The sequence below is a fragment of the Wandonia haliotis genome, assembly GCF_039523435.1.
Taxonomy (GTDB): Bacteria; Bacteroidota; Bacteroidia; order Flavobacteriales_D; family Crocinitomicaceae; genus Wandonia; species Wandonia haliotis.
Map to the genome: position 1 here is coordinate 736,921 of NZ_BAAAFH010000022.1, position 21,164 is coordinate 758,084.

The window sequence follows — 21,164 nt, forward strand, 5'->3', positions numbered from 1 at the left end:
GATACTATGAAAGACCGAATACTACTAATAAATTCAGTTTCAGCTGTCTTTATTCTCCGTTTTTCACTTACGTGCAACTATAAGGCTACGTCAAACTACGTCAGGTGAAATTCAGAAACCGAGGAATTGATTTTCTTCTGTTCTGATCGACACACACAATAACCTTCACCTATTTTTTCGACAGCCGTAAAAACAATTATAAAAGAATTGGTTGTTATGAAACTTAAACTATTACTACTTGTACTATTTACGTATGTTTTTTCATACAAATACTCTTATTCCTGTGACGGTATGTCCGTCTCTGTACTTTCCAATACGTATTTAGGGAATGGAGTCTACGAAGTAACCGTTGAGTATTGCGAATGGGTTTCTAATGGAGGGTCTTCCGCAGTTACAGGTATCATTATTCAAACAAACGGGGCGAACATATTAGGAACATCTACTCCTTCATTTACAAGTAACGCCACAGGAGCCGTTATCAATTATTCACTTGTCAATTCCAACACTGCTGAATGGGGAAGCTGGGACAATAATCCGGCAGTTACACCTTTTCTTCGTATTGGAGACCCTACACAATGTGTAACCATAGTTTTACAAACTGATGCAGAAGTAACATCTATTTCAATGGCAGGTTCTTCCTCATCTTCTAATGATGGTTCAGGATATAGCACCTGGATGGGAAGATACACATGTAATACTAGTACTTCTACACCAGCAGTAGTATGTTCTTCAGCATGGAGCGCACCCATACTTTGCGAGGGAGACAACACTCCTATAGATCTGAACAATTATACCAGTGCAAATGGTGTCTTTTCAGGATCAGGAGTAGACCCCACAACAGGAATTTTCAATCCTGCAACGGCAACCTTTCCTGCATCAGTGATGCTATATGTCGGAGATGCACAGTTCAATTGCCAAACAACCCATGTCATAAATCCGGTTTCATTAAACCTGCAGGATTTCCCGGATCAAACTATCTGTCAGGGAGAGTCTGTTCAACTTGATGTTACTGCAACCGGAGGTGTCAGCAATTGTAATTACACGCTTGTATTAAATGATTCCGGATCAGATGGCTGGACCGGAGGAGCATCTGTAGACCTGCTGGTCAATGGAAATGTACAGGGAAATTATACAATCTCGGGTTCTGCCAGTTCAGCATCATTTACAATTCCTGTTTCTACAAATGACGTAATCACGTTTTCCTATAATTCCGGTGCAAATAATAATCAAAACACCATCAACCTGAACAATACTTCCGGAAATAATGTGTATTCTCAATCCAACCCTTCCGGGGGGACTTTACCGGGCAGTGTAATTGTCGTCTGTCAGGATCCGAATAATGCTTATTCCTGGACACCCTCTACAGGTCTTTCCAATACGACGTCTCCTATTCCGATAGCCTCTCCAACCACCACAACAACCTACAATGTAACCGTCACAAATCCGGCTTCGGGCTGTCAATCATCGGAATCAATAACCGTCACCGTCAATACACCTCAACCACCCGTGTTTGACCCCTTTCCCGATATTTGTCAGGATGCCCCCCAACCTACACTACCTGCAACATCAAACAATGGGATCAGTGGAAGTTGGTCTCCTTCCACGATAGATACAAGTACACCGGGTACTTACACATTAACTTTCACACCGGATAATACAAATAGTTGTCCTTCCGGACCCATTACCCAAACGTTAACAGTTCTCTCAGCAAACGATCCTTTGTGTGCTCCACCATGTAATGCAACCGCAGGAAATGACGGACCTTATTGTCAGGGGGCCACCATTAATTTAAGTGGATCAGGTGGAGGCACTTACTCATGGACAGGACCTAATGGCTTCAGTTCTTCTCAGCAGAACCCAACTCTTCCGAATGCTACCCCTGCGATGTCAGGAACCTATACACTCACCATTGACGACAACGGATGTATTGCTGTCTCCACTACCACTGTTACGGTAAATCCATCTCCCACTGTTAATGGTGGAGCAGACCAGACAATTTGCAATGGGACAAGTGTAACATTAACTGCCTCAGGGAATGCTGCTTCATACACATGGAATAATGGAATCTCTAATGGCGTGGCTTTCACTCCGAGTTCAACCACTACTTATACAGTTACCGGAACCTCGTCTGCCGGATGTACAAGTACGGATCAGGTTACTGTTACTGTACACCCGTTACCAACCGTATCAGCAGGAAATGATTTTTCCGTTTGTACCGGCTCTACTGTTACACTCTCCGGTTCGGGGGCAGATAGTTATACATGGGACAATGGTGTAAACGATGGTGTGCCCTTTACTATCAACGGCACAACCACTTATGAAGTAACCGGAACAGATGCTTTTGGTTGTCAGAATACAGATAATATTACAGTAACTGTTAATACCAATGCACCTATTAATGCGGGTACAGATCTTGCTATCTGTGAAGGTGCGTCTACCACGCTGGTAGCTTCGGGAGGAGTATCTTACACCTGGGACAATAACCTGGGAACAGGAGTATCTCATACGATTAGTCCAACGGTAACCACTACATATACTGTATCCGGAACTGACGCTAATGGCTGTACAGGAACAGATCAGGTAACAATCACTGTCCACCCCAATCCATTTACAACGATAACGGGTGATAATGAATATTGTCAGGGATTTACAGCACAAATTGACGCCGGATCCGGATTTGCACACTATCAATGGTCAAATGGAGCTACAACACAAACTACTCAGGTCACAACCGCAGATAATCCAATATCCGTTACGGTGCAAACAACTGAAGGGTGTAGTTACCAAACTCCGGATTATACTGTCAGTGAAGTTCCTCAAATTCAAACTTCCCAAACTCTTAGAATATGTCAGGGAGCCTCCGCTTTGATTCATAGTAATCCGGAAACAACAGCCGGAGTTTATCCACAGGTATTTACCTCTTCCAATGGGTGCGACTCTACTTCCACCATCACCCTTATTGTTGATCCTCTGCCAAATGTACAGGCCGGAACGGATCAAACAGTTTGTGCCGGAACCAGCATTACACTAAATGGTGCAGGAGCTACCAGTTATGTCTGGGACAATTCTGTTACTGACGGAGTATCCTTTACTCCCGGCATCGGAACAACTATTTATACAGTTACCGGAACTGACAACAACGGATGTCAGAACACAGATAACCTGACGGTAACCTTGCTTCCTTTACCCACAGCAACTATTTCCGGAACAGCAACCGTATGTATTAATGCTACCTCCCCTGTCGTGACCTTTACGGGAGCAGCTGGAACAGCACCCTATACATTCACCTATAACATCGACGGAGGAGCTTCGCAAACGATTACAACTCCAACAGGAAGTAATTCCATCACGGTTCAGGTTCCAACAGGTGTTCCCGGTGTGTTCACGTATAATTTAGAAAGCGTTGAAGATGCATCCGTATCTTCCTGTTCACAACTTCAACCCAACTCTGTTACTGTTACTATCCATGATCAACCTACGGTATTTGCCGGAAATGATATTTCCGTTTGTGAAGGAGAAACAGTTGTATTATCTGCTTCCGGTGCGACATCCTATAGCTGGGACAATGGTGTCAGTAACGGAGTTTCCTTTATCCCCAATCAAACAACTACTTATACGGTAACAGGAACCTCCCAAACAGGTTGTAGCAATACAGATCAGGTAACCGTAACAGTTAATGCGATTCCTGATGTTCAATTCTCCGGAGATGCACTAACGGGATGCTCACCTGTAACAACTGTATTCAGCAATCTTTCTACCGGAAACGGAGCCAATTGTGTTTGGAATTTCGGGAATGGTCAAACAGCCAGTAGTTGCGGCAGTGTTTCATCTGTTTATAACGGGATTGGATGTTACGATGTTTCTCTTACCGTTACCAGTTCAGCGGGTTGTACTGCAACAAGTTCCGTAGCAGACTATATCTGTGTCGAACCGGATCCGGTTGCTGAATTCTCCGCTGATCCGGATCATTTATCTACCATCAATCTGACGTCCCAGATGGTAAACACTTCCTATGGTGCTGACTCGTATGTCTGGGACTTCGGAGATGGTTCCGGAACGTCTACTGATTTTTCTCCTTCTCATACGTTCCCGGATGAGACAGGATCCTATACCATTACTTTGACAGTATTCTCCGATATTGGATGTTCTGATGTTGCACAGCAGACTATTACGGTAAAAGAAGAGCTGCTTTTTTATGTTCCGAATACATTCACTCCTGACAACGACGACTACAATGAAGTTTTCAAACCTATCTTCACATCGGGATATGATCCGTTCAATTATCACTTAACCATATTTAACCGATGGGGAGAAATTCTTTTCGAATCGTATGATGCTGAGTTCGGATGGGACGGAACGTATGGAGGTACTATTGTCCAGGACGGCACTTATATCTGGAAGATAACTGTCAAAAAGAGCTATGTAGATGACCGGGAAGAATTTATAGGCCATATAAATCTGATTCGATGATCGTCAAGCACCATTTTTTATTTTTCAGGTTTCTACCTGTACTCACCCTCTGGTTTATGAGTTTTTTCCTCAATGCTCAGGAATGGAACAACCTGATTACGGGAACTTCTAATGGCATGACCGAAGGAACTGCCATTGATTACACATCCGGAGGATCAATATGCTTCACAGGAAACTTCAGGAATGATTTTTCTATCGGCTCTTCTCATCTACCGGGTCATAGTTTCTACAATGGGATGATAGGAAAATGTTCTCCGGATGGAACGATAGCCTGGGTAGAAAGCATAACATCTACACGGGATATTTCTATGCAATCTGTACGGGTAAGCGATCAGTTTCTTTTAGTGGCAGGTGAATTCAGCGATTCTCTTTTCATACGGAATGATACACTTGTGAACGCTTTTCAGAAAGGAATATTTCTTTCTCTTTTTGATACTTCCGGAAATTATTTTGCCTCCATTACTCCAGTGGTTGAAAGTGCCAGTATTTTTGATGTGCTTTTCTCCGAAGATAAACAGATTTATGTCACAGGTCAGTTTTACAGGTCTTTTGAACTGGACGGATTTGAGCTTGATTCACCTGCAGATTTTAATATGTTTACGTTTAAGTATGATTTGAATACGCAAACTACCGAATGGCTCATAGCAAGCGACGGCTACGGAACTTCGGGGAATGGTATTGATCTGGATGAAGACGGTAATATCTATATCATTGGTAGTTATGGAGACAACACTTCTATTCTGGGCAATCTGTTGGATAATAATAATTCCAACCACAATTTTTATGTTTTAAAAACCGATTCAAACGGCAACTTTCAATGGGTCAAAACGATCCGGGGAGAAGGTCAGGTACATGGTACTGCTATAACGGTTGCAAAAAACGGAACTTCCTATTTTACAGGAGATTTTCAGTTATCGGTAGACTCGTTAGCCGGATCTGTTATTACAGCCGAAGGATTTTCCAGTGCTTTGGTGGGTAAACTGGATCACAATGGAGAACTGGTCTGGCTGGAAGCCATCGGAGGAACAGGAGAAGACAAGGGTGTTGACGTACTTCTCGATTCGCTGGAAGCTCCAATATTTCTTATTAACAGTGGAGAAAACCCTTACATTGGAAGCATACCGGTAGCCCTGAATGGTTTTGTTGAGCCGTTGCTCGTTAAATTACATCCTGATAACGGTGAATTAGTCTGGCAGCAAACTATTTCGGCACAATCTCCTTCGGGTACTGTGAATCCACTTGGAATGGCCTGCTTCGATGGAAGCATTGCCATAATTGGCCGAAACAGGACAGGACTTGTATTCGAGAATACACTTTATGAGGCTCCTTATCTACGGGATTTTTTCATTGCCACGGTACAAGACACTACTTTTCTTCCTGTTTCAACAGCTTCTCTTCCCGATCAACAGGAAAATCAGTTCACGGTGTTTCCAAATCCTTCTTCTGCTTCTTTTCACGTAGCAGGAGCGAATAAACTAAAACAAGTTGAAGTTTACACAACAAGTGGCACGTTGGTTCAACGTATCTCCACACCAGACAATAGTCTCCCCTTTTCATTTGGAGAAACACTATATCCGGGAAATTATATCTTTCGCATGACAGATACAGAAGGATATCAATATACAGTAATAGGAGTGAAAATTCAATAAAAGCAACTGCTCTTTTTTTAGAGCAGTTGCTTTTATCAATTACATAACAATATTTACAATTCTTCCGGGCACAACAATTACCTTTTTAGGCTGGTTTCCTTCCAGGTATTTTTGCGCCTGTTCTGAAGCAAGGACTGTTTTTTCCACATCCTCTTTTCCCATATCAGTCGGTAAAGCTATTTTGAAGCGCATTTTTCCATTGAAGGAAACCGGGTAGTCGAATGAATTTTCCACCAAAAACTCTTCTTTGAACTCCGGCCATTGTGCATACGCAATCGAGGTAGTATACCCCAGTTTTTTCCATAATTCTTCTGCAATATGCGGTCCAAAAGGTGCTAATAGCACCAGTAAATCACCCAAAACAGCTTTGTTATTGCATTTCTGATCCGTCAATTCATTCACTGCTATCATAAATGCTGAAACCGGTGTGTTAAACGAATAACGTTCAAGGTCTTCGGTAACTTTCTTAATTGTTTTATGCAATGTTTTTAATGCTTCCGGTTGTGGCTGCTGATCAACCACTTCCAACTCTCCCTGTCCGTTATGAAACAAACGCCACAACTTTCGCAAAAAGTTGTGAACTCCGTTAATTCCTTTTGTATCCCAGGGTTTTGCCTGTTCCAGTGGTCCCAGAAACATTTCGTACATACGCAATGTATCCGCACCAAATTTTTCTACCAACTCATCCGGAGTTTGTACATTGAATTTAGACTTGGACATTTTTTCAACTTCGTGACCGCAAACATAGGTTCCATCCTCTTCGAGGATAAATTCAGCATTTGCATAATCAGGACGGGATTTCTTAAATGCTTCAATATCCAAACGGTCATTGTCTACCAGATTAATATCGACGTGAAGTGCAATCGTATCAAAGTCATCCTTTTTTGAAACAGAAACAAACTTTCCTGTTTCTTTATCCCTGTAAACAAAACTACTTCTCCCCAAAATCATCCCCTGATTGATCAGCTTTTTAAAAGGCTCATCAAAAGAGATGTATCCCATATCGTATAAGAATTTTGTCCAGAAACGAGCATACAATAAGTGTCCGGTAGCGTGTTCCGAACCTCCGATATACAAGTCTACATTTTGCCAGTAATCTGCTTTTTCTTTTGCGACAAATTCACCGTCATTCTTCGGATCCATATACCGCAGGAAATACCAGCTCGATCCTGCCCATCCCGGCATGGTGTTAAATTCCATTCGCTCACCTTCAAAGACATTCCAGTCTTCCCGTTTTGCACGTGCAAGAGGTGGTTCACCGTCTTCCGTTGGTAAATACGCATCTACTTTCGGCAATTCAACCGGAAGCTGATTATCTTCTACCATATATGGGACATCGTCTTTATAGTATACCGGGAATGGTTCTCCCCAGAATCGCTGGCGGGAAAACACAGCATCTCTCAATCGGTAATTCGTTTTTCCTTTACCGATTCCTTGTTTCTCGATCTCCTCAATAGCTTTTGCCATCGCTGCTTTCACGTCCAGTCCGGAAAGAAAATCAGAATCCGCAATCACACCTTCTTTTTCGGTATACGCAGCTTGTGAAATATCAATATCACTGAAAATATTCTTAATCGGAATACCAAAATGATTGGCAAAATCCCAGTCACGCTGATCCCCGCATGGAACTGCCATTACAGCACCAGTTCCGTATGAAGCCAATACATAATCTCCTATCCAGATTGCTACTTTTTCTCCTGTAAAAGGATGTTTTGCGTATCCTCCGGTGAATTGTCCTGTGATGTTTTTCACATCCGATTGACGATCCCGTTCTGTCTTCAGTGATGCTGCTTTTTTATAGGCTTCTACTTCTTCCTTGTACTCATCAGTTGTCAGGCTGTCCACCAAAGGATGTTCCGGAGCCAAAACCAGGAAAGAAACACCAAAAATAGTGTCGGGACGTGTCGTGAACACTTCGATAGCAGAATCAGCATCCGAGACCTGAAATTTAACCGAACACCCTACTGACTTTCCGATCCAGTTTCGTTGCTGTTCCTTGATCGAATCCGACCAGTCTATCCCTTCTAACCCCGTCAGCAATCGTTCTGCATACGCCTTGATCCGCATGGACCATTGACGCATGAGTTTTTGCTCTACCGGATGACCACCTCTCTCTGAAAGTCCGTTTATAACTTCATCGTTGGCAAGTACAGTCCCCAAAGCCGGGCACCAGTTTACCCATGAATCAGCTAAATAAGTCAACCGATAATTCATCAGGATAGCCCGCTGTTCTTTTTCCGAAAACTCCTTCCACTCCGAAGCAGAGAAAGTTATTTCGCAATCATGCACCGCATTTACAGTTTCATTTCCTTCTTGAGCAAATCGTTCTTCTAATACTGATATCCGTTCTGCTTTATCCGAATCGTTATTATACCAACAATCAAATAATTGCTTAAAAATCCATTGCGTCCATTTGTAATACTCCGGATTGGATGTTCTTACTTCTCTGTCCCAGTCAAACGAAAAACCGATTTGGTCCAGCTGCTGACGATACCTCGTCACATTTTCTTCTGTAGTAACCGCAGGATGTTGTCCGGTCTGAATCGCATACTGCTCAGCCGGAAGCCCGAATGAATCATACCCCATCGGGTGCAATACGTTGAAACCCTTATGTCGTTTATAGCGCGCATAAATATCCGATGCAATATATCCCAGCGGATGTCCTACATGTAGTCCTGCTCCTGAAGGGTAAGGAAACATATCGAGCACATAATACTTTGGCTTATCAGAATTATCCTCTGCTCTGAATGTTTTGTTCTCTGCCCAGTATTTTCTCCAATCTGATTCAATCTCTCTGAAATTATATTCCATCGGTAACGTGTTGTTTTTAACGTAAAAAATAATGGGAACAAAGATAAGTGATTTTTTACAGCTGTGTCGGGATATATTGAAGTCATCATCTAATGGATAACTTTTCTTTATTGAGACTCTTCTTTTTCTTTTTGAATTCAATACATTCGTAATCAAACACTGTGAACTATTGAAAACTTCCGTAAAACGACTTCTGCTGTTTTTAGCTCTTCTTACACTGGTTATTGCTTACCGGATTTATGTATTAATTCAATTCGGTTTTAAATATACCGATCAGGATCAGGCTGTCTTATGGGAAGGGGTTCGGGATTTTTCGTCAGGGATTTTTCATGAAACCAGATACTATGGGCAAGGGTACAACACCATGTTGGAAGCACTTTTAGCTACTCCATTGTATCTCGCTGGTATCCCGGTTTATCAGGCATTACCAGTCGTCACTACTCTGTTGGCTTTGATTCCGTTTATTATTCCCGCATCACTGGCCTGTTTTCGTAAACAACACTCTACAGGACACCTGATTTTATTGTTAGCCCTTGCCTTTCCGGCAGATTATGATTTAATTACTACTCTCTCCCGGGGTTTCATTACCGGTATTGCCCTTGCTTCGGTTTCGTTTATCTGGATAGATAAAAAAACACCCGTTGCTTATTACCTCTTTGCTCTTTTCATTGTTTTAGGATTCACTGTTAATCCCAATTCGATTATTCTTTCCGGGCCACTTGCCTTATACTTCTGGTTAAAGAACAGCAAACAGATCCAATTGTATTTTTACGGATCTGCCGGACTACTAACCGGCTGGCTGATTCACTCTCTGCTCAATTCTTTCTATACCCAATATCCGAATTATGAATTACACAGACCTTCAGGAGAGTTTGCATGGTCTTATTTCACGGATGGTATCGAACATTTCGATCTCTTCTTTGACGGCTTGATTCCTTTGTATCTTCACTGGAGTTGGCTGGCATTACTTCTGCCTGTATTTTTCGCTATTTACTTCTTCCGGACAGGAAAAAGAGCCGAAGGTTATACGTGTATCATTATTCCGTTTGTCTTACTGCTTCCTCTTTTCAATTCAAGGTTACACAACGCTTCGGACACAATATTCTATTCGTATTCCCGGATGTTTCTTGCGTTTCCTGTGCTTTTGGTAGCCCTTTTGTATTTTTTACCCTTCAAAAAAATCAACCCGCTTTTTTACCTTCCTTTTCTTGGTGCTTTCGTGTTTAAGTTAACCGTCTTTCAGGAAAATCTTGATAAACGTCTGAATGAAAGTACCTATATTCTTGTGCGTCCTGTTGAAGATGTTCTCAAAAAATGTCAGGACTTGAAAAAACTGGCCGAAAAGCATCATGCAGAACTTATTCTTATCACTGACTTCGGCTATATTCTCCACAATTATGCCTGTGCAGCCTGTACGGATAACTTTCCCAATACATTATACCCCACATTTGAGCGCAGAACCTGGCGTTTGATTGATGACAAGGATAAAATATATCCATCTGTTCTCATTATTGATTCCGAACGGAAACTAGATGAGAAAGAAGGTCTGTTGCGACTGGAGGAAGACCCCAGATTTTTTCTTATCCCTCATAACACAACTCCCACGTATGATCTAATGATTGAACTGGATATTTACCCGCGGGGCTTCTAAAGTTAGAATCAACAAAAAGGGAGACTTTAAAAAGCCTCCCTCTTCTGCATCTTTGCTATTCTTCTTACTTTTTATCTTCCACCTCTTCGAAGTCTACATCTGTTACTTCGTCTGATGCACTTCCTGCATCTTCCGTGTTAGCAGCAGCACCTTCCTGAGATTGTGCAGCGTTATACATATCCTGAGAAGCAGCCTGGAAAGCTGTATTTAATGCTTCCATCGCAGGCTTGATCTCTTCAAGATTTTTGCCTTCGTAAGCTTTTTTCAATTCTGCCAAAGCAGTATCAATAGCTCCCTTCTTATCTGCAGGAATTTTATCACCGTACTCTTTCAGTTGTTTCTCGGTCTGGAAAATTAACGAATCTGCCTGGTTCAATGTATCCACCTCTTCTTTACGCTTTTTGTCTGCTTCTGCATTTGCTTCCGCATCGCGTTTCATGCGCTGGATTTCTTCTTCTGTCAATCCGGAAGAAGCCTCAATTTTGATCGACTGTTCTTTTCCTGTTCCTTTATCTCTCGCCGAGATATTCATAATCCCGTTCGCATCAATATCAAAAGTTACTTCAATTTGAGGAACTCCTCTTGGTGCCGGTGGAATGTCTGTCAACTGGAAGCGCCCTAATGATTTATTATCCGCTGCCATTGATCTTTCTCCCTGCAACACATGAATATCTACCGAAGGCTGATTATCCGAAGCCGTTGAGAATACTTCCGATTTTTTCGTCGGAATTGTTGTATTTGCCTCAATCAATTTAGTAAATACACCTCCCATAGTTTCAATTCCTAATGAAAGTGGTGTTACATCCAAAAGAAGTACATCTTTTACCTCTCCTGTCAATACACCTCCCTGAATTGCAGCACCAATCGCAACAACCTCATCCGGGTTTACACCTTTTGAAGGAGCTTTTCCGAAGAATTTCTGTACGGCTTCCTGAATTGCAGGAATACGTGTCGACCCTCCGACTAAGATCACCTCATCAATATCTCCAACCGAAAGACCTGCATTTTTCAATGCTGATTTACAAGGTTCAATTGTACGTTCTACGATTGAAGCAATCAATTGTTCAAACTTGGCACGTGTCAACGTACGAACAAGGTGCTTCGGAACTCCGTCAACCGGCATAATGTACGGAAGATTGATTTCAGAAGATGTTGTTGAAGAAAGCTCAATTTTTGCTTTTTCCGCTGCTTCTTTCAATCGCTGAAGTGCCATTGGGTCTTTTCTAAGATCCAATCCTTCATCTTTTTGGAACTCTTCAGCCAACCAGTTGATAATCGCATCATCCACGTCATCTCCTCCAAGGTGCGTATCACCATCCGTAGAAAGTACTTCAAATACTCCGTCACCTAATTCAAGAATAGAAACGTCATGTGTACCTCCACCAAAGTCAAATACTACAATCTTCTGGTCAATTCCTTTTTTATCCAAACCGTACGCCAAAGCAGCTGCTGTCGGCTCGTTAATGATACGTTTCACTGTAAGCCCCGCAATCTCTCCGGCTTCTTTCGTAGCCTGACGTTGCGCATCGTTAAAGTATGCAGGAACTGTAATTACAGCCTCTGAAACTTCCTGACCTAAATAATCTTCAGCTGTTTTCTTCATTTTTTGAAGAATCATTGCTGATATTTCCTGAGGTGTATAAAGGCGATCATCAATTTTTACACGTGGTGTATTATTATCTCCTTTTACTACCTGATAAGGTACACGCGTTACTTCCGAACCTAAATTATCAAAAGTAGTCCCCATAAATCGCTTGATCGAATAGATCGTTTTCTGAGGGTTTGTAATGGCCTGACGTTTTGCAGGGTCTCCTACTTTACGCTCACCACCTTCCACGAAAGCAACAACCGACGGCGTAGTACGACGACCTTCTGCGTTCGTGATTACAACCGGCTCATTCCCTTCCATCACGGACACACATGAGTTGGTTGTTCCTAAGTCAATTCCAATTATCTTTCCCATAACTCAATTAATTTCATTTCAATTTAAACACATCTCTCTTTAGACAAGGATTGTGCCACCCGGGGTAAACTCCGGTTTTCTGACAGGTGTTCAGTACCACTACAAACAAATACTGCCGAAATGTCAGTTTCAGTAATCTACAACGGTGTTTTTATGACAAGTTTAGGGGAGGAAAACGAACTGTAGATACATAACGAAGATCTACTCAACCACTTTTTCTATTAAATCGGGTGCTTCTTTTTCACTTTCTCTCGATTCCATAAAAACCAAAAAGAGGATCAAGAGGATAAGAAAAATAAGTAAAAATAATTTCGGGTCTTTATAAAGTGGCTTTCGGGGTCGTTTTGTCAACCTATCATATTCGTGAGAAAGACGTGAAAAATCCTTATTCCGTTTTATTTGTTCGGAAGTCGGGTCCACTTTCTTTTTTGTTCTATTGACTTTTATCTCTCTCATCACTTTTTATTTCTCCTGTTGCATTTTTTCAATAATACGGTAAATCCGCATCTTTGCATTAGCCTCAGTAATATTGTAAATATCGGCAATTTCACGAAAAGAAAGCTCTTGAAAAAACCGTAGTTCAATCAGATCCAGTTGTTCCGGCTTCAGACGATTGAGCTTTTGTACCAACACCTCCTGATGATCCTTTCCTTTCTCATCACACTCCATTTCTTCCAGTAATGTAATGATATGCTTTTCCTCAACCTCAACTGTAAAATTCCTGCTGTTTTTCCGGAAATACATATTTACCTCATTCTGTGCGATACGGTATAACCAGGTTGAAAAAGGGAATCCCCGATCCTCATAGTTTCCTATCGCTCCCATCGCTTTAATAAATACTTGTTGCGTAATATCCGATGCATTTTCCTCATCACCACCCAGGCGTTTAAATACAAACCGAAACATTTGCTCAAAGTATTTTTCGTATAATAGCCCAAAGTGCTTATGGTTCTGCTGAGCCAGCAATATCATCTGCGCATCCGTCAGTTCTTCCTGTTTATATTTTTTCCGTTTAAATAGCACCCGGTCCTTTTGGTTTTGATTTGTACAAAGTAAATGTAACGTTTATGAAAAGTAACAGAAATAGGTTAACTATTTTTTGCTTCTGATGGCAACCTGAATATCTAAACGCACAAAATAACCGCTACATTTACAGAAATTAGTACACCAATACATTGTATAAGATCCGATGAAGCTAAATAAATATGAACATCAGAAACATTCTACTAATACTTCTCACATTTCTACTCGTCCAATCCTGTAATACAGAATCAAAGAAAGTTGCCCATAAAAACTGCTTGTGTTTTGAAAAGATAGACCCCGAAGAGAACGAATTAGAATTTCACTTTCAGATGAATAAATGCTTTTCGGAAACCGACTTCTTAACCGATCAAGTAATGGTTTTAAACAGAGAAGATTTTATAAATACAGTTATCGATGAATTACAATTAAGTTGCGGCAATTATAATCAACTGATGCAAAGATATGTTTCTTCAATGTCAGAATTAAAAACAAAATACTACTGCTCCCAATCCGAATGTAAAAAAGCCAAAAAGGGTGTTTATAAAATACTTGATTCATTCTATAATGAAATTAACTATACTATTGGTGATACACTTTTCCATCACAACTTAACTACGGGGATAATTGTAAAGGCGATACAAACCAAATTATCTCCTTGCCTAAGTGTGGCGGATCCATTCTATTCGAATGATGACAGGATTAACGCGTTAATGCAAGAACCTAATCGCTCTGTTTATACACGCATCCTTTCCGTAAAAGGTGATACTGTAATTCTAGAAGGTACGTTCCGCAATAACCGTACTTTAAGCAGGCAAATCTGGCTGAGAGAAAATCCATAATTATCCGAACATTTCTTCTACCAACTCTTCTGAGCATTCGGTAGCTGGGATACAATGCAGCTTTTTCTGATGAATGTATGCTACCTTGTCGCAATAGCGTGTTGCTAAATTTGGTTGATGGGTACTCAACAAGATAATCTTACCGCTATCAGCTAGTTTCCGGAGTTCTTTAAACATGCGTGATCGGTTTCCTACATCCAGAAAAGCCTCCGGTTCATCTAACAAAATTACCTCTGCATTCTGAAAAATTGCCCGGGCAACAAGCCCCATTTTTTGTTCTCCGTCACTTAATTCGGTAAAAATGGACGTTGCAAACTCCTGTAGGTAAAATATTTCAAGAACGCTGAGTGCCTCCTGTTTTTCTTCCTGAGAAGGAATGTCTAAAAAGTTTCGCGTAGAAGATCTTCCCGAAAGAATAACATCTAACAAAGTCACTCTACCAAATACGGGTTGCTTTACCGGAACGTATACCATTCCTGAAAACGGACGAAACGATTTTCCGAATTGCATTTTGCAACCAAAAAAGTCAATGTTACCTGTAATATCTTGTGTAAACCCACAAAGCCCCCTTAAGAAAGTAGATTTGCCTGATCCGTTCTTTCCTAACAAAGCTGTCATTGTCCCTTTTTTGAGCTGAAATTCAGAAATATGAAACAACTCCTTGCCACCAATAGCTACCCGAATATCATTCAGTTTCATCATATCCCTATTTGCTTTTTTGAAGAACGAATGATCACAAAAATAATTACAGGAGCACCGAACAGTGCGGTAATAGCATTTAGAGGTAATGGCAAACCGGCATTTCGTAAGATAAAGTCTGCCAATACGGCTATTAATGCTCCGCCAACAAACGAAGCAATTAACAGAACAAGATGGTGCACACTCTTAAAAAGCAGTCGGATCAGCTGAGGAACAGCAATTCCAATGAAACTAACAGGTCCACACTGTAAAGTAACCAGCGTAATAAGAATACCTAATGTCAAAACAATCATGAGCCGGCCTCTGGAAAGGGAAAATCCGGAAGCGATAACCTGTTGCTCTCCATACACCCATGCATTTAATAATTTCGGAAAATAAAAAATACCGAAAAGGATAACAGCTATCAACACCAAAGCATACCATCCGAATGTCTCATGAGAAACGGAAGAAAAACTCCCAAACCCCCACTCAACATAACGCCTTGTTTGCGCATCATTAGCCAGATTCAACAATAAATTGACAAAGGAAGAAGCAAAAAAACTAATCATCAGACCAATCACAAGAAGTGTTACACCCTTGATCCATTTGTTGAGGATAATCAGAACTACTAAAACACTAAAAGCACCAATTGCTCCCAGTGCATATTGCGAAAACAAACCTGTCCATTCAGCCACGAATCCCGTAGCCAGAATTCCGGCGGCTACACCGACAGATGCTCCGCTTGACACTCCCAAAACACCCGGCCCGGCAAGGGGATTTCGGAAGAAAGATTGAAGTACTAACCCTGAAAAAGCCAGTGCTCCTCCGCTTAATGCCGCATTTATGGTCCGCAATAACCGCTCTTCCATAATGTAACTCCAGGATGTATTTTCTACAACACCTCCCCACAGCAACGACCAGGCTTCCTGTAAAGGAATATTAGCATCACCCGAAAATAGGTTCAATCCGAAAAATACAATAAGAAGAAGAACGATCCCCCCAACTACTACTATGTCTTTTCTTGAAATAATGGTGTTTACCTAATAATTATGTACAACGACAAAACTACACAAATTTCCATTTGCCAAATTTACAATTACTGAATAGTACGTACAGGTTCATTCCGTTTTTACACTGCCCCCTCTTTTACCTCCCGGTTGTAGCGTCTCATTTCCTCCCACGTATACATCGACTTCTGAGGTGCGTTTTCTAACCTTTCCCGATAGAATTCGATGACAAGAGCAACCACGTCTTTTTCTGAAACAGAAGAACTCAATAGATTCCGCGTAAAAGGATGATCAAATCGTTGTTCTTTCGTAAACGAATTACTGTTCAGGCTAATAATAGGCGCCGTATCCGTAAACTTTTGTGACTGCCATGCATTTCCTGATTTCTCTAGCTCGTTCAGACGATCAATCAAATCTTCGGGTTGAATTCTGGGGAAACTCTTGCGCGTAGCTGTGTCAATCCAGGTTGTATATTTATACTCTAACTCATAGCGGTTGTCCGGATAGATACTAAGTACCATATCTGCAATTTCCGAATGGGCATACAATGCATAATAATGAACAGGTCGTGGTACATGAATAATCTGAATACGGACATCCTCAATCCACTCTCGATCGCCCTGATCTCCAATCAGCCGATAATCTTCCCGAACTCGATTGTATTCTTCTTCCCAATCTGCCTGATAAGCTTCCGGATTGATAAGTACATCTCCAAAATTTTCTAAGAACCAATCGTATTTATCCACACACATCTGCACCTCTTTTTGTTCGGTAAACTGGGCACCAAAGGGAGCATAAAACAATTCTTTTTCCTTTTTGTTGATCCAACAAACCAATTTAAAGGCTAAATCCGACTCAGGAAGGTGAGGGTTGTATTCCCGAAAATCTCCAATGAGTGCCATTTGCCTGAATACTTTTCCGAACGTTTTTACCGTTTCCGGATACACAAAACACCACACCCCTATAAACCCATCAATATCAAAATGATTGTTAGTAACCACAGGATATTGCAACTCAGGAATGTTCTGTTCTACAGCATTGATCACAATTTCAGCACTTGTATCTGCCTGTAGGTCGGGGTGAATATTTGCACCCCTCCAATGAGAAAGGCAAAATGCTTTCGGATGAAAACAATCCACGCCGACAATCTCAGGGTACTCACCAACTTCATTGAAAGGAATAAATCTTTTCATATTTCTGTCATTTTCAAAAAAAAGGGAGGCATTTTCACGCCTCCCTAAAAAGTATTCTTTTACAATCTCAGACGAATATGGAATAGGAAATGTGTTCCTGCCTGCGGATAATAATAATTTTCTGTTGTTCGTTCTCCACCGTAAATATAACTAAAGGTGTAGCCGTTATTCTCGTAAAGATTATTGAAGATGTTGTTCACCATAAATCCAAATGTCATTTCTTTAAAGAACACATCTCTCAAGGTATAGTTTACACGGAAGTTCGTTACAAAGTACCCGTCCAATTGTCGGTCTGTGTTAGATGTATTATCCAAGAACTGACGACCTACATATTTGTTAATAAACGAAATCTCCAAATCATCTACAGGAAGAACAGAAATTCGTGCTCCGGCAATAACATTCGGAGAAAAAGCGATGTCCGTATTTTTGTGTGTGATCACTTCCTGCGTTCCGTCATCGTAGTTATCTATATACTCCATAAATTCAGCAATTTTATTAAGACTAAATGCCGCATTAGCTGTGAAATGAAGATATTTGATCGGTTTGTATCCCAGTTCAATTTCCGTTCCCAAACGATAACTTTTATCGACATTTGAACGTGTATACCCACCCACATCATTGATCTGACCGGTAAGCACCAACTGATCTTTATAATACATGAAATATTCGTTGATATTCAACATCAACTTTTTGTAACGCATACGATAACCGAACTCAATATTATGTAATTGCTCCGGATTCGGACGGCTATCCGGTGTACTTTCTGTAAAGTCCTTACGCACCGGCTCCCGATTCGACATGGCATACGAAAGATACAGATTATGCTTTTCATTGAAATCATACATCAAACCTGCTTTCGGATTCAGAAAGTGATAATTCACCACTTGATCCGTCAGTGTCATTTCTTCATTAATCACAGCGTTTCCTTCAAATCGAAAATCAACAAAACGATATTGTACATCAGCGAAAGCAACTAACTTCTTCCATTGGTAGGTAGCTTTCAGATATGAATTCGCTTCTGATTTTACAGCAAGGTTATCATAGTATCTATCACGGATATCGCTTTGTGAAGCATAACGCGCCCAGATAATTTCTCCAAAGTGATCCCCTATGTATTGGTTTGCTCCCCCTCCCCAAACAAGGTTAAATCCTTTTTGATTCGTGTAGTTCAGTGAAAAAACACCACCATAAAAATGATTATCCAACCAACGGCGGCGAATCAGGTCTGTATTCACAACTGTATCACCCGCAACAATAACAGGTTGTAATCCATACGTATCAAAATCGTCATCTCTTCTGAATTGCTCATAATATCCTTTCCCCCGGGTATAATGACCCGACACATTCAAATTTAATTTGTTAGAGAAACGGTGTGAGAAGTGAAGTTGATAATGGGTTTGTTCATAATGATCAACTTCATTATCGTAGTATTTTTGTTCTCCGTTTTCATCAATATAGGCACCTGCGGAATTCATACGACGATGATCATTCAGGTCGTCCTGAAAAACACCGTTCCATGCCTGGTATGTTATTTCTTTTCCACCAAAGATATTGAAACGCAGGTTCGACTTCTTCCCGTGCCATGCGCCGGAAACATAAAACGATTTCAGATCAGAGGAAGCCCTGTCGATATATCCGTCAGAAGAGATCTTGGACAAGCGCGCATCCATACTGAACTTATTATTAATTAAGCCTGTCCCCGCTTTAATCGTATGCCTCCATGTATTGAACGATCCATACGCATTATCCAGTTCGGCGTATGCTTTCTCGTTCAACTCATTCGTTTGAAGATTGATACTTGCTCCAAAAGCTGCAGCTCCGTTCGTTGAAGTACCTACCCCTCTTTGCACCTGCAGATTGTCTACAGAAGAAGCAAAATCCGGCATGTTCACCCAAAATACACCATGTGACTCAGCGTCATTCACAGGAATACCATTGATCGTAACATTGGTTCGGGTCGGATCTGTACCACGAATCCGGACTCCCGTGTAGCCAACCCCTGCTCCTGCATCAGAAGTAACAACAGTTGACGGTGTTTCATCTAACAAATACGGTAAATCCTGTCCAAAATTACTTTTGTCTAGATCTTCTTTACTGATTTCGTTATAGGTTGTCGGAGTACGTTCATTAGCACGAACCGCTTCAACAATCACATCCCCTGTCATAAAAGAGGTCGGTTGGAGAGCAATGATCAATTCCTGATCTCCATCCTTAATTTCTATTGTTTTCTCAAAATTCTGATACCCCAGAAAACGTGCCTGAACGATATACGTTCCATTTTTAAGTCCCTGAATTTCGAAATCTCCGGAAGAACTGGTGTGAGTCCCTAAAAAAGATTCTTTGATTCCAACTTGCGCTCCGGTAAGCGGTTCTCCTTCTTCGTTCTGAACCTTTCCTTTAATGGAATGTTGCGCTTTGAGATGAATGGGAATGGCCATCATTGCCATCCCAATAAAAGCAAAAATACTTGTCTTCATGTTTAAAAAACATTTAACAAGAACAAGGGGCTAATTCTTGGGAATTAGTAAAAAATTAAAATGATAAAATTGTCACTCATTTCCCTTCGCCGGCATGATCCGGATCAGGTTCAATGGGTATAATCTCAGCCTGTCAATAGACAGACACCCCTTAGAGACGCCGCAAAGGTATAACAAGCATTCGGATTTATCAAAGAGGAAATGCTCAATCTTTATTTGAGCAGGTTACAGAAAGCTATCAAGATGCTGATTATATTATTGTTACTATCAGTTCTTAATCTATTAATACAAATTGAAACCAGTACCGTTGCAACATCTCAAATTGACAGAACTTATCCATCAAAAGAATATCCAGAATATCTGCCTTTCATCAGAGTTGTCGTCGAACAATCTCTTCTAAACCATCTATAAAACGTGGATGATCATTGGAACTCGGGACCAGTTGCACTTTTTCACCACCGTGTTCTTCAAAAATCTCCTGGTATTCGTCTCCTATTTCGATTAGTGTTTCCAAACAATCTGCAACAAAAGCAGGACTAAAAACCAGTAATTTTTTAGCCCCTTTTTTAGCCCGTTCTTCCACTACATCATCCGAGAAAGGACGCAACCATTTTTTATCCAATCGCGATTGAAAACAGACCGTATACTTTTCTTCAGGTATTCCCAGCTTTTCAGCTATTAGCCGTGTTGTAGCATAACTTGTTGCCTTATAACAAAACTTATTTTTCTGATTGATTTCTGTTTCACAGGGCTGATCTTCGCACAAATCCGTATCCTCATACACCTTATCCACCTGACGTTCAGGCAAACCATGATACGAAAATAAAATGTGATCATAATCTTCCAGATTAAACAACTTTGCCCGCTCGACAATAGAAGCTATGTACCCTTCATTATCCCAAAACTGTCCGACAATTTTCACCTCCGGAATCACCCACCATTTTCGGATAATTCGCATAGCTTTTTCAACGGCTGAACCGGAAGTAGCGCTCGCATATTGCGGAAACAGGGGGAGAATAACAATACGATCGTAGTTTGCTTTTCGCATTCTCTCAAGCACTTTATCCATAGATGGATTCTGATAACGCATGGCGACCTCAAAAGTGACCTGCTCACCTTCAAAACGTTTTTCCAGTGCTTTACACAAATTATCGGTATGAGTTATCAATGGGGAAACACCTTCTCCAAGCTTCCATAACTCCTGATAAATCTTTGCCGATTTTGGAGCGCGAAACGGAACGATGATACCGTTAACAAGTAGCTTTCGGGGCAACCAGGGAATATCAATAACCCGAGGATCATTTAAAAACTCACGTAAATACCTCCTTACATCACCCACTTTGGGGCTGTCAGGAGTTCCCAACTGAATCAAAAGCACACCTGTTCTTTTCATAATCGCAAAA

The 21,164-nt window shown here is 41.1% G+C and carries 13 protein-coding genes and 1 riboswitch; of the genes, 4 read left to right on the plus strand and 9 right to left on the minus strand.

Annotation, left to right across the window (positions count from 1 at the left end):
- The first annotated feature begins 216 nt into the window (after positions 1-216).
- Complete coding sequence (locus ABDZ97_RS16015) at positions 217-4,470, plus strand: PKD domain-containing protein (protein ID WP_343790142.1); 4,254 nt, start codon at positions 217-219, stop codon at positions 4,468-4,470.
- A gap of 56 nt (positions 4,471-4,526) precedes the next feature.
- Positions 4,527-6,119, plus strand: a complete 1,593-nt coding sequence (locus tag ABDZ97_RS16020; RefSeq protein ID WP_343790145.1) for a T9SS type A sorting domain-containing protein — start codon at positions 4,527-4,529, stop codon at positions 6,117-6,119.
- Between the two features lie 39 nt (positions 6,120-6,158).
- On the opposite strand, the gene leuS is transcribed toward ABDZ97_RS16020, so the two are convergent.
- On the minus strand, positions 6,159-8,930 hold the full coding sequence (gene leuS, locus ABDZ97_RS16025; protein ID WP_343790148.1) for a leucine--tRNA ligase: 2,772 nt from the start codon (positions 8,928-8,930) through the stop codon (positions 6,159-6,161).
- 169 nt (positions 8,931-9,099) lie between these two features.
- Between leuS and ABDZ97_RS16030 the strand changes: the two genes are divergently transcribed.
- Positions 9,100-10,581 carry a hypothetical protein gene (locus ABDZ97_RS16030; RefSeq protein WP_343790151.1) on the plus strand — a complete coding sequence of 494 codons (1,482 nt, stop codon included), beginning with the start codon at positions 9,100-9,102 and terminating at the stop codon, positions 10,579-10,581.
- Positions 10,582-10,645: 64 nt separating this feature from the next.
- On the opposite strand, the gene dnaK is transcribed toward ABDZ97_RS16030, so the two are convergent.
- The 3 genes from dnaK to ABDZ97_RS16045 form a co-directional block, all read right to left on the minus strand.
- Positions 10,646-12,544, minus strand: a complete 1,899-nt coding sequence (gene dnaK / locus ABDZ97_RS16035; RefSeq protein ID WP_343790154.1) for a molecular chaperone DnaK — start codon at positions 12,542-12,544, stop codon at positions 10,646-10,648.
- 201 nt (positions 12,545-12,745) lie between these two features.
- On the minus strand, positions 12,746-13,000 hold the full coding sequence (locus ABDZ97_RS16040) for a hypothetical protein (RefSeq protein ID WP_343790157.1): 255 nt from the start codon (positions 12,998-13,000) through the stop codon (positions 12,746-12,748).
- Positions 13,001-13,006: 6 nt separating this feature from the next.
- Complete coding sequence (locus ABDZ97_RS16045) at positions 13,007-13,567, minus strand: RNA polymerase sigma factor (protein WP_343790160.1); 561 nt, start codon at positions 13,565-13,567, stop codon at positions 13,007-13,009.
- Between the two features lie 329 nt (positions 13,568-13,896).
- On the opposite strand from ABDZ97_RS16045, the gene ABDZ97_RS16050 reads away from it, so the two are divergent.
- Positions 13,897-14,406, plus strand: a complete 510-nt coding sequence (locus tag ABDZ97_RS16050) for a hypothetical protein (RefSeq protein ID WP_343790163.1) — start codon at positions 13,897-13,899, stop codon at positions 14,404-14,406.
- On the opposite strand, the gene ABDZ97_RS16055 is transcribed toward ABDZ97_RS16050, so the two are convergent.
- From ABDZ97_RS16055 to hemH, 5 genes are all read right to left on the minus strand, one after another.
- Positions 14,407-15,108, minus strand: coding sequence for an ABC transporter ATP-binding protein (locus ABDZ97_RS16055; protein WP_343790166.1), 702 nt, complete (start codon positions 15,106-15,108; stop codon positions 14,407-14,409).
- Positions 15,105-16,115: a FecCD family ABC transporter permease gene (locus ABDZ97_RS16060; protein WP_343791009.1), complete on the minus strand. Its 1,011-nt coding sequence runs from the start codon at positions 16,113-16,115 to the stop codon at positions 15,105-15,107. The genes ABDZ97_RS16055 and ABDZ97_RS16060 overlap by 4 nt, the downstream gene beginning before the upstream one ends.
- Before the next feature lie 98 nt (positions 16,116-16,213).
- The gene (locus ABDZ97_RS16065) at positions 16,214-17,284 is read right to left on the minus strand and encodes a DUF6687 family protein (protein WP_343790169.1); all 1,071 of its coding nucleotides are present in this window, start codon (positions 17,282-17,284) and stop codon (positions 16,214-16,216) included.
- A 59-nt stretch (positions 17,285-17,343) separates the two neighbouring features.
- Positions 17,344-19,761, minus strand: coding sequence for a TonB-dependent receptor (locus ABDZ97_RS16070; RefSeq protein ID WP_343790172.1), 2,418 nt, complete (start codon positions 19,759-19,761; stop codon positions 17,344-17,346).
- A gap of 63 nt (positions 19,762-19,824) precedes the next feature.
- Positions 19,825-19,923, minus strand: a riboswitch (TPP riboswitch).
- 208 nt (positions 19,924-20,131) lie between these two features.
- Positions 20,132-21,154: a ferrochelatase gene (gene hemH / locus ABDZ97_RS16075; RefSeq protein ID WP_343790175.1), complete on the minus strand. Its 1,023-nt coding sequence runs from the start codon at positions 21,152-21,154 to the stop codon at positions 20,132-20,134.
- Between the last annotated feature and the right edge of the window lie 10 nt (positions 21,155-21,164).

Coding starts and splice junctions, on each gene's coding strand:
- ABDZ97_RS16015 (WP_343790142.1), top strand. CDS start 217: ATGAAACTTAAACTATTACTACTTGTACTATTTACGTATGTTTTTTCA.
- ABDZ97_RS16020 (WP_343790145.1), top strand. CDS start 4,527: ATGAGTTTTTTCCTCAATGCTCAGGAATGGAACAACCTGATTACGGGA.
- leuS (WP_343790148.1), bottom strand. CDS start 8,930: ATGGAATATAATTTCAGAGAGATTGAATCAGATTGGAGAAAATACTGG.
- dnaK (WP_343790154.1), bottom strand. CDS start 12,544: ATGGGAAAGATAATTGGAATTGACTTAGGAACAACCAACTCATGTGTG.
- ABDZ97_RS16040 (WP_343790157.1), bottom strand. CDS start 13,000: ATGAGAGAGATAAAAGTCAATAGAACAAAAAAGAAAGTGGACCCGACT.
- ABDZ97_RS16050 (WP_343790163.1), top strand. CDS start 13,897: ATGAATAAATGCTTTTCGGAAACCGACTTCTTAACCGATCAAGTAATG.
- ABDZ97_RS16055 (WP_343790166.1), bottom strand. CDS start 15,108: ATGATGAAACTGAATGATATTCGGGTAGCTATTGGTGGCAAGGAGTTG.
- ABDZ97_RS16065 (WP_343790169.1), bottom strand. CDS start 17,284: ATGAAAAGATTTATTCCTTTCAATGAAGTTGGTGAGTACCCTGAGATT.
- ABDZ97_RS16070 (WP_343790172.1), bottom strand. CDS start 19,761: ATGAAGACAAGTATTTTTGCTTTTATTGGGATGGCAATGATGGCCATT.
- hemH (WP_343790175.1), bottom strand. CDS start 21,154: ATGAAAAGAACAGGTGTGCTTTTGATTCAGTTGGGAACTCCTGACAGC.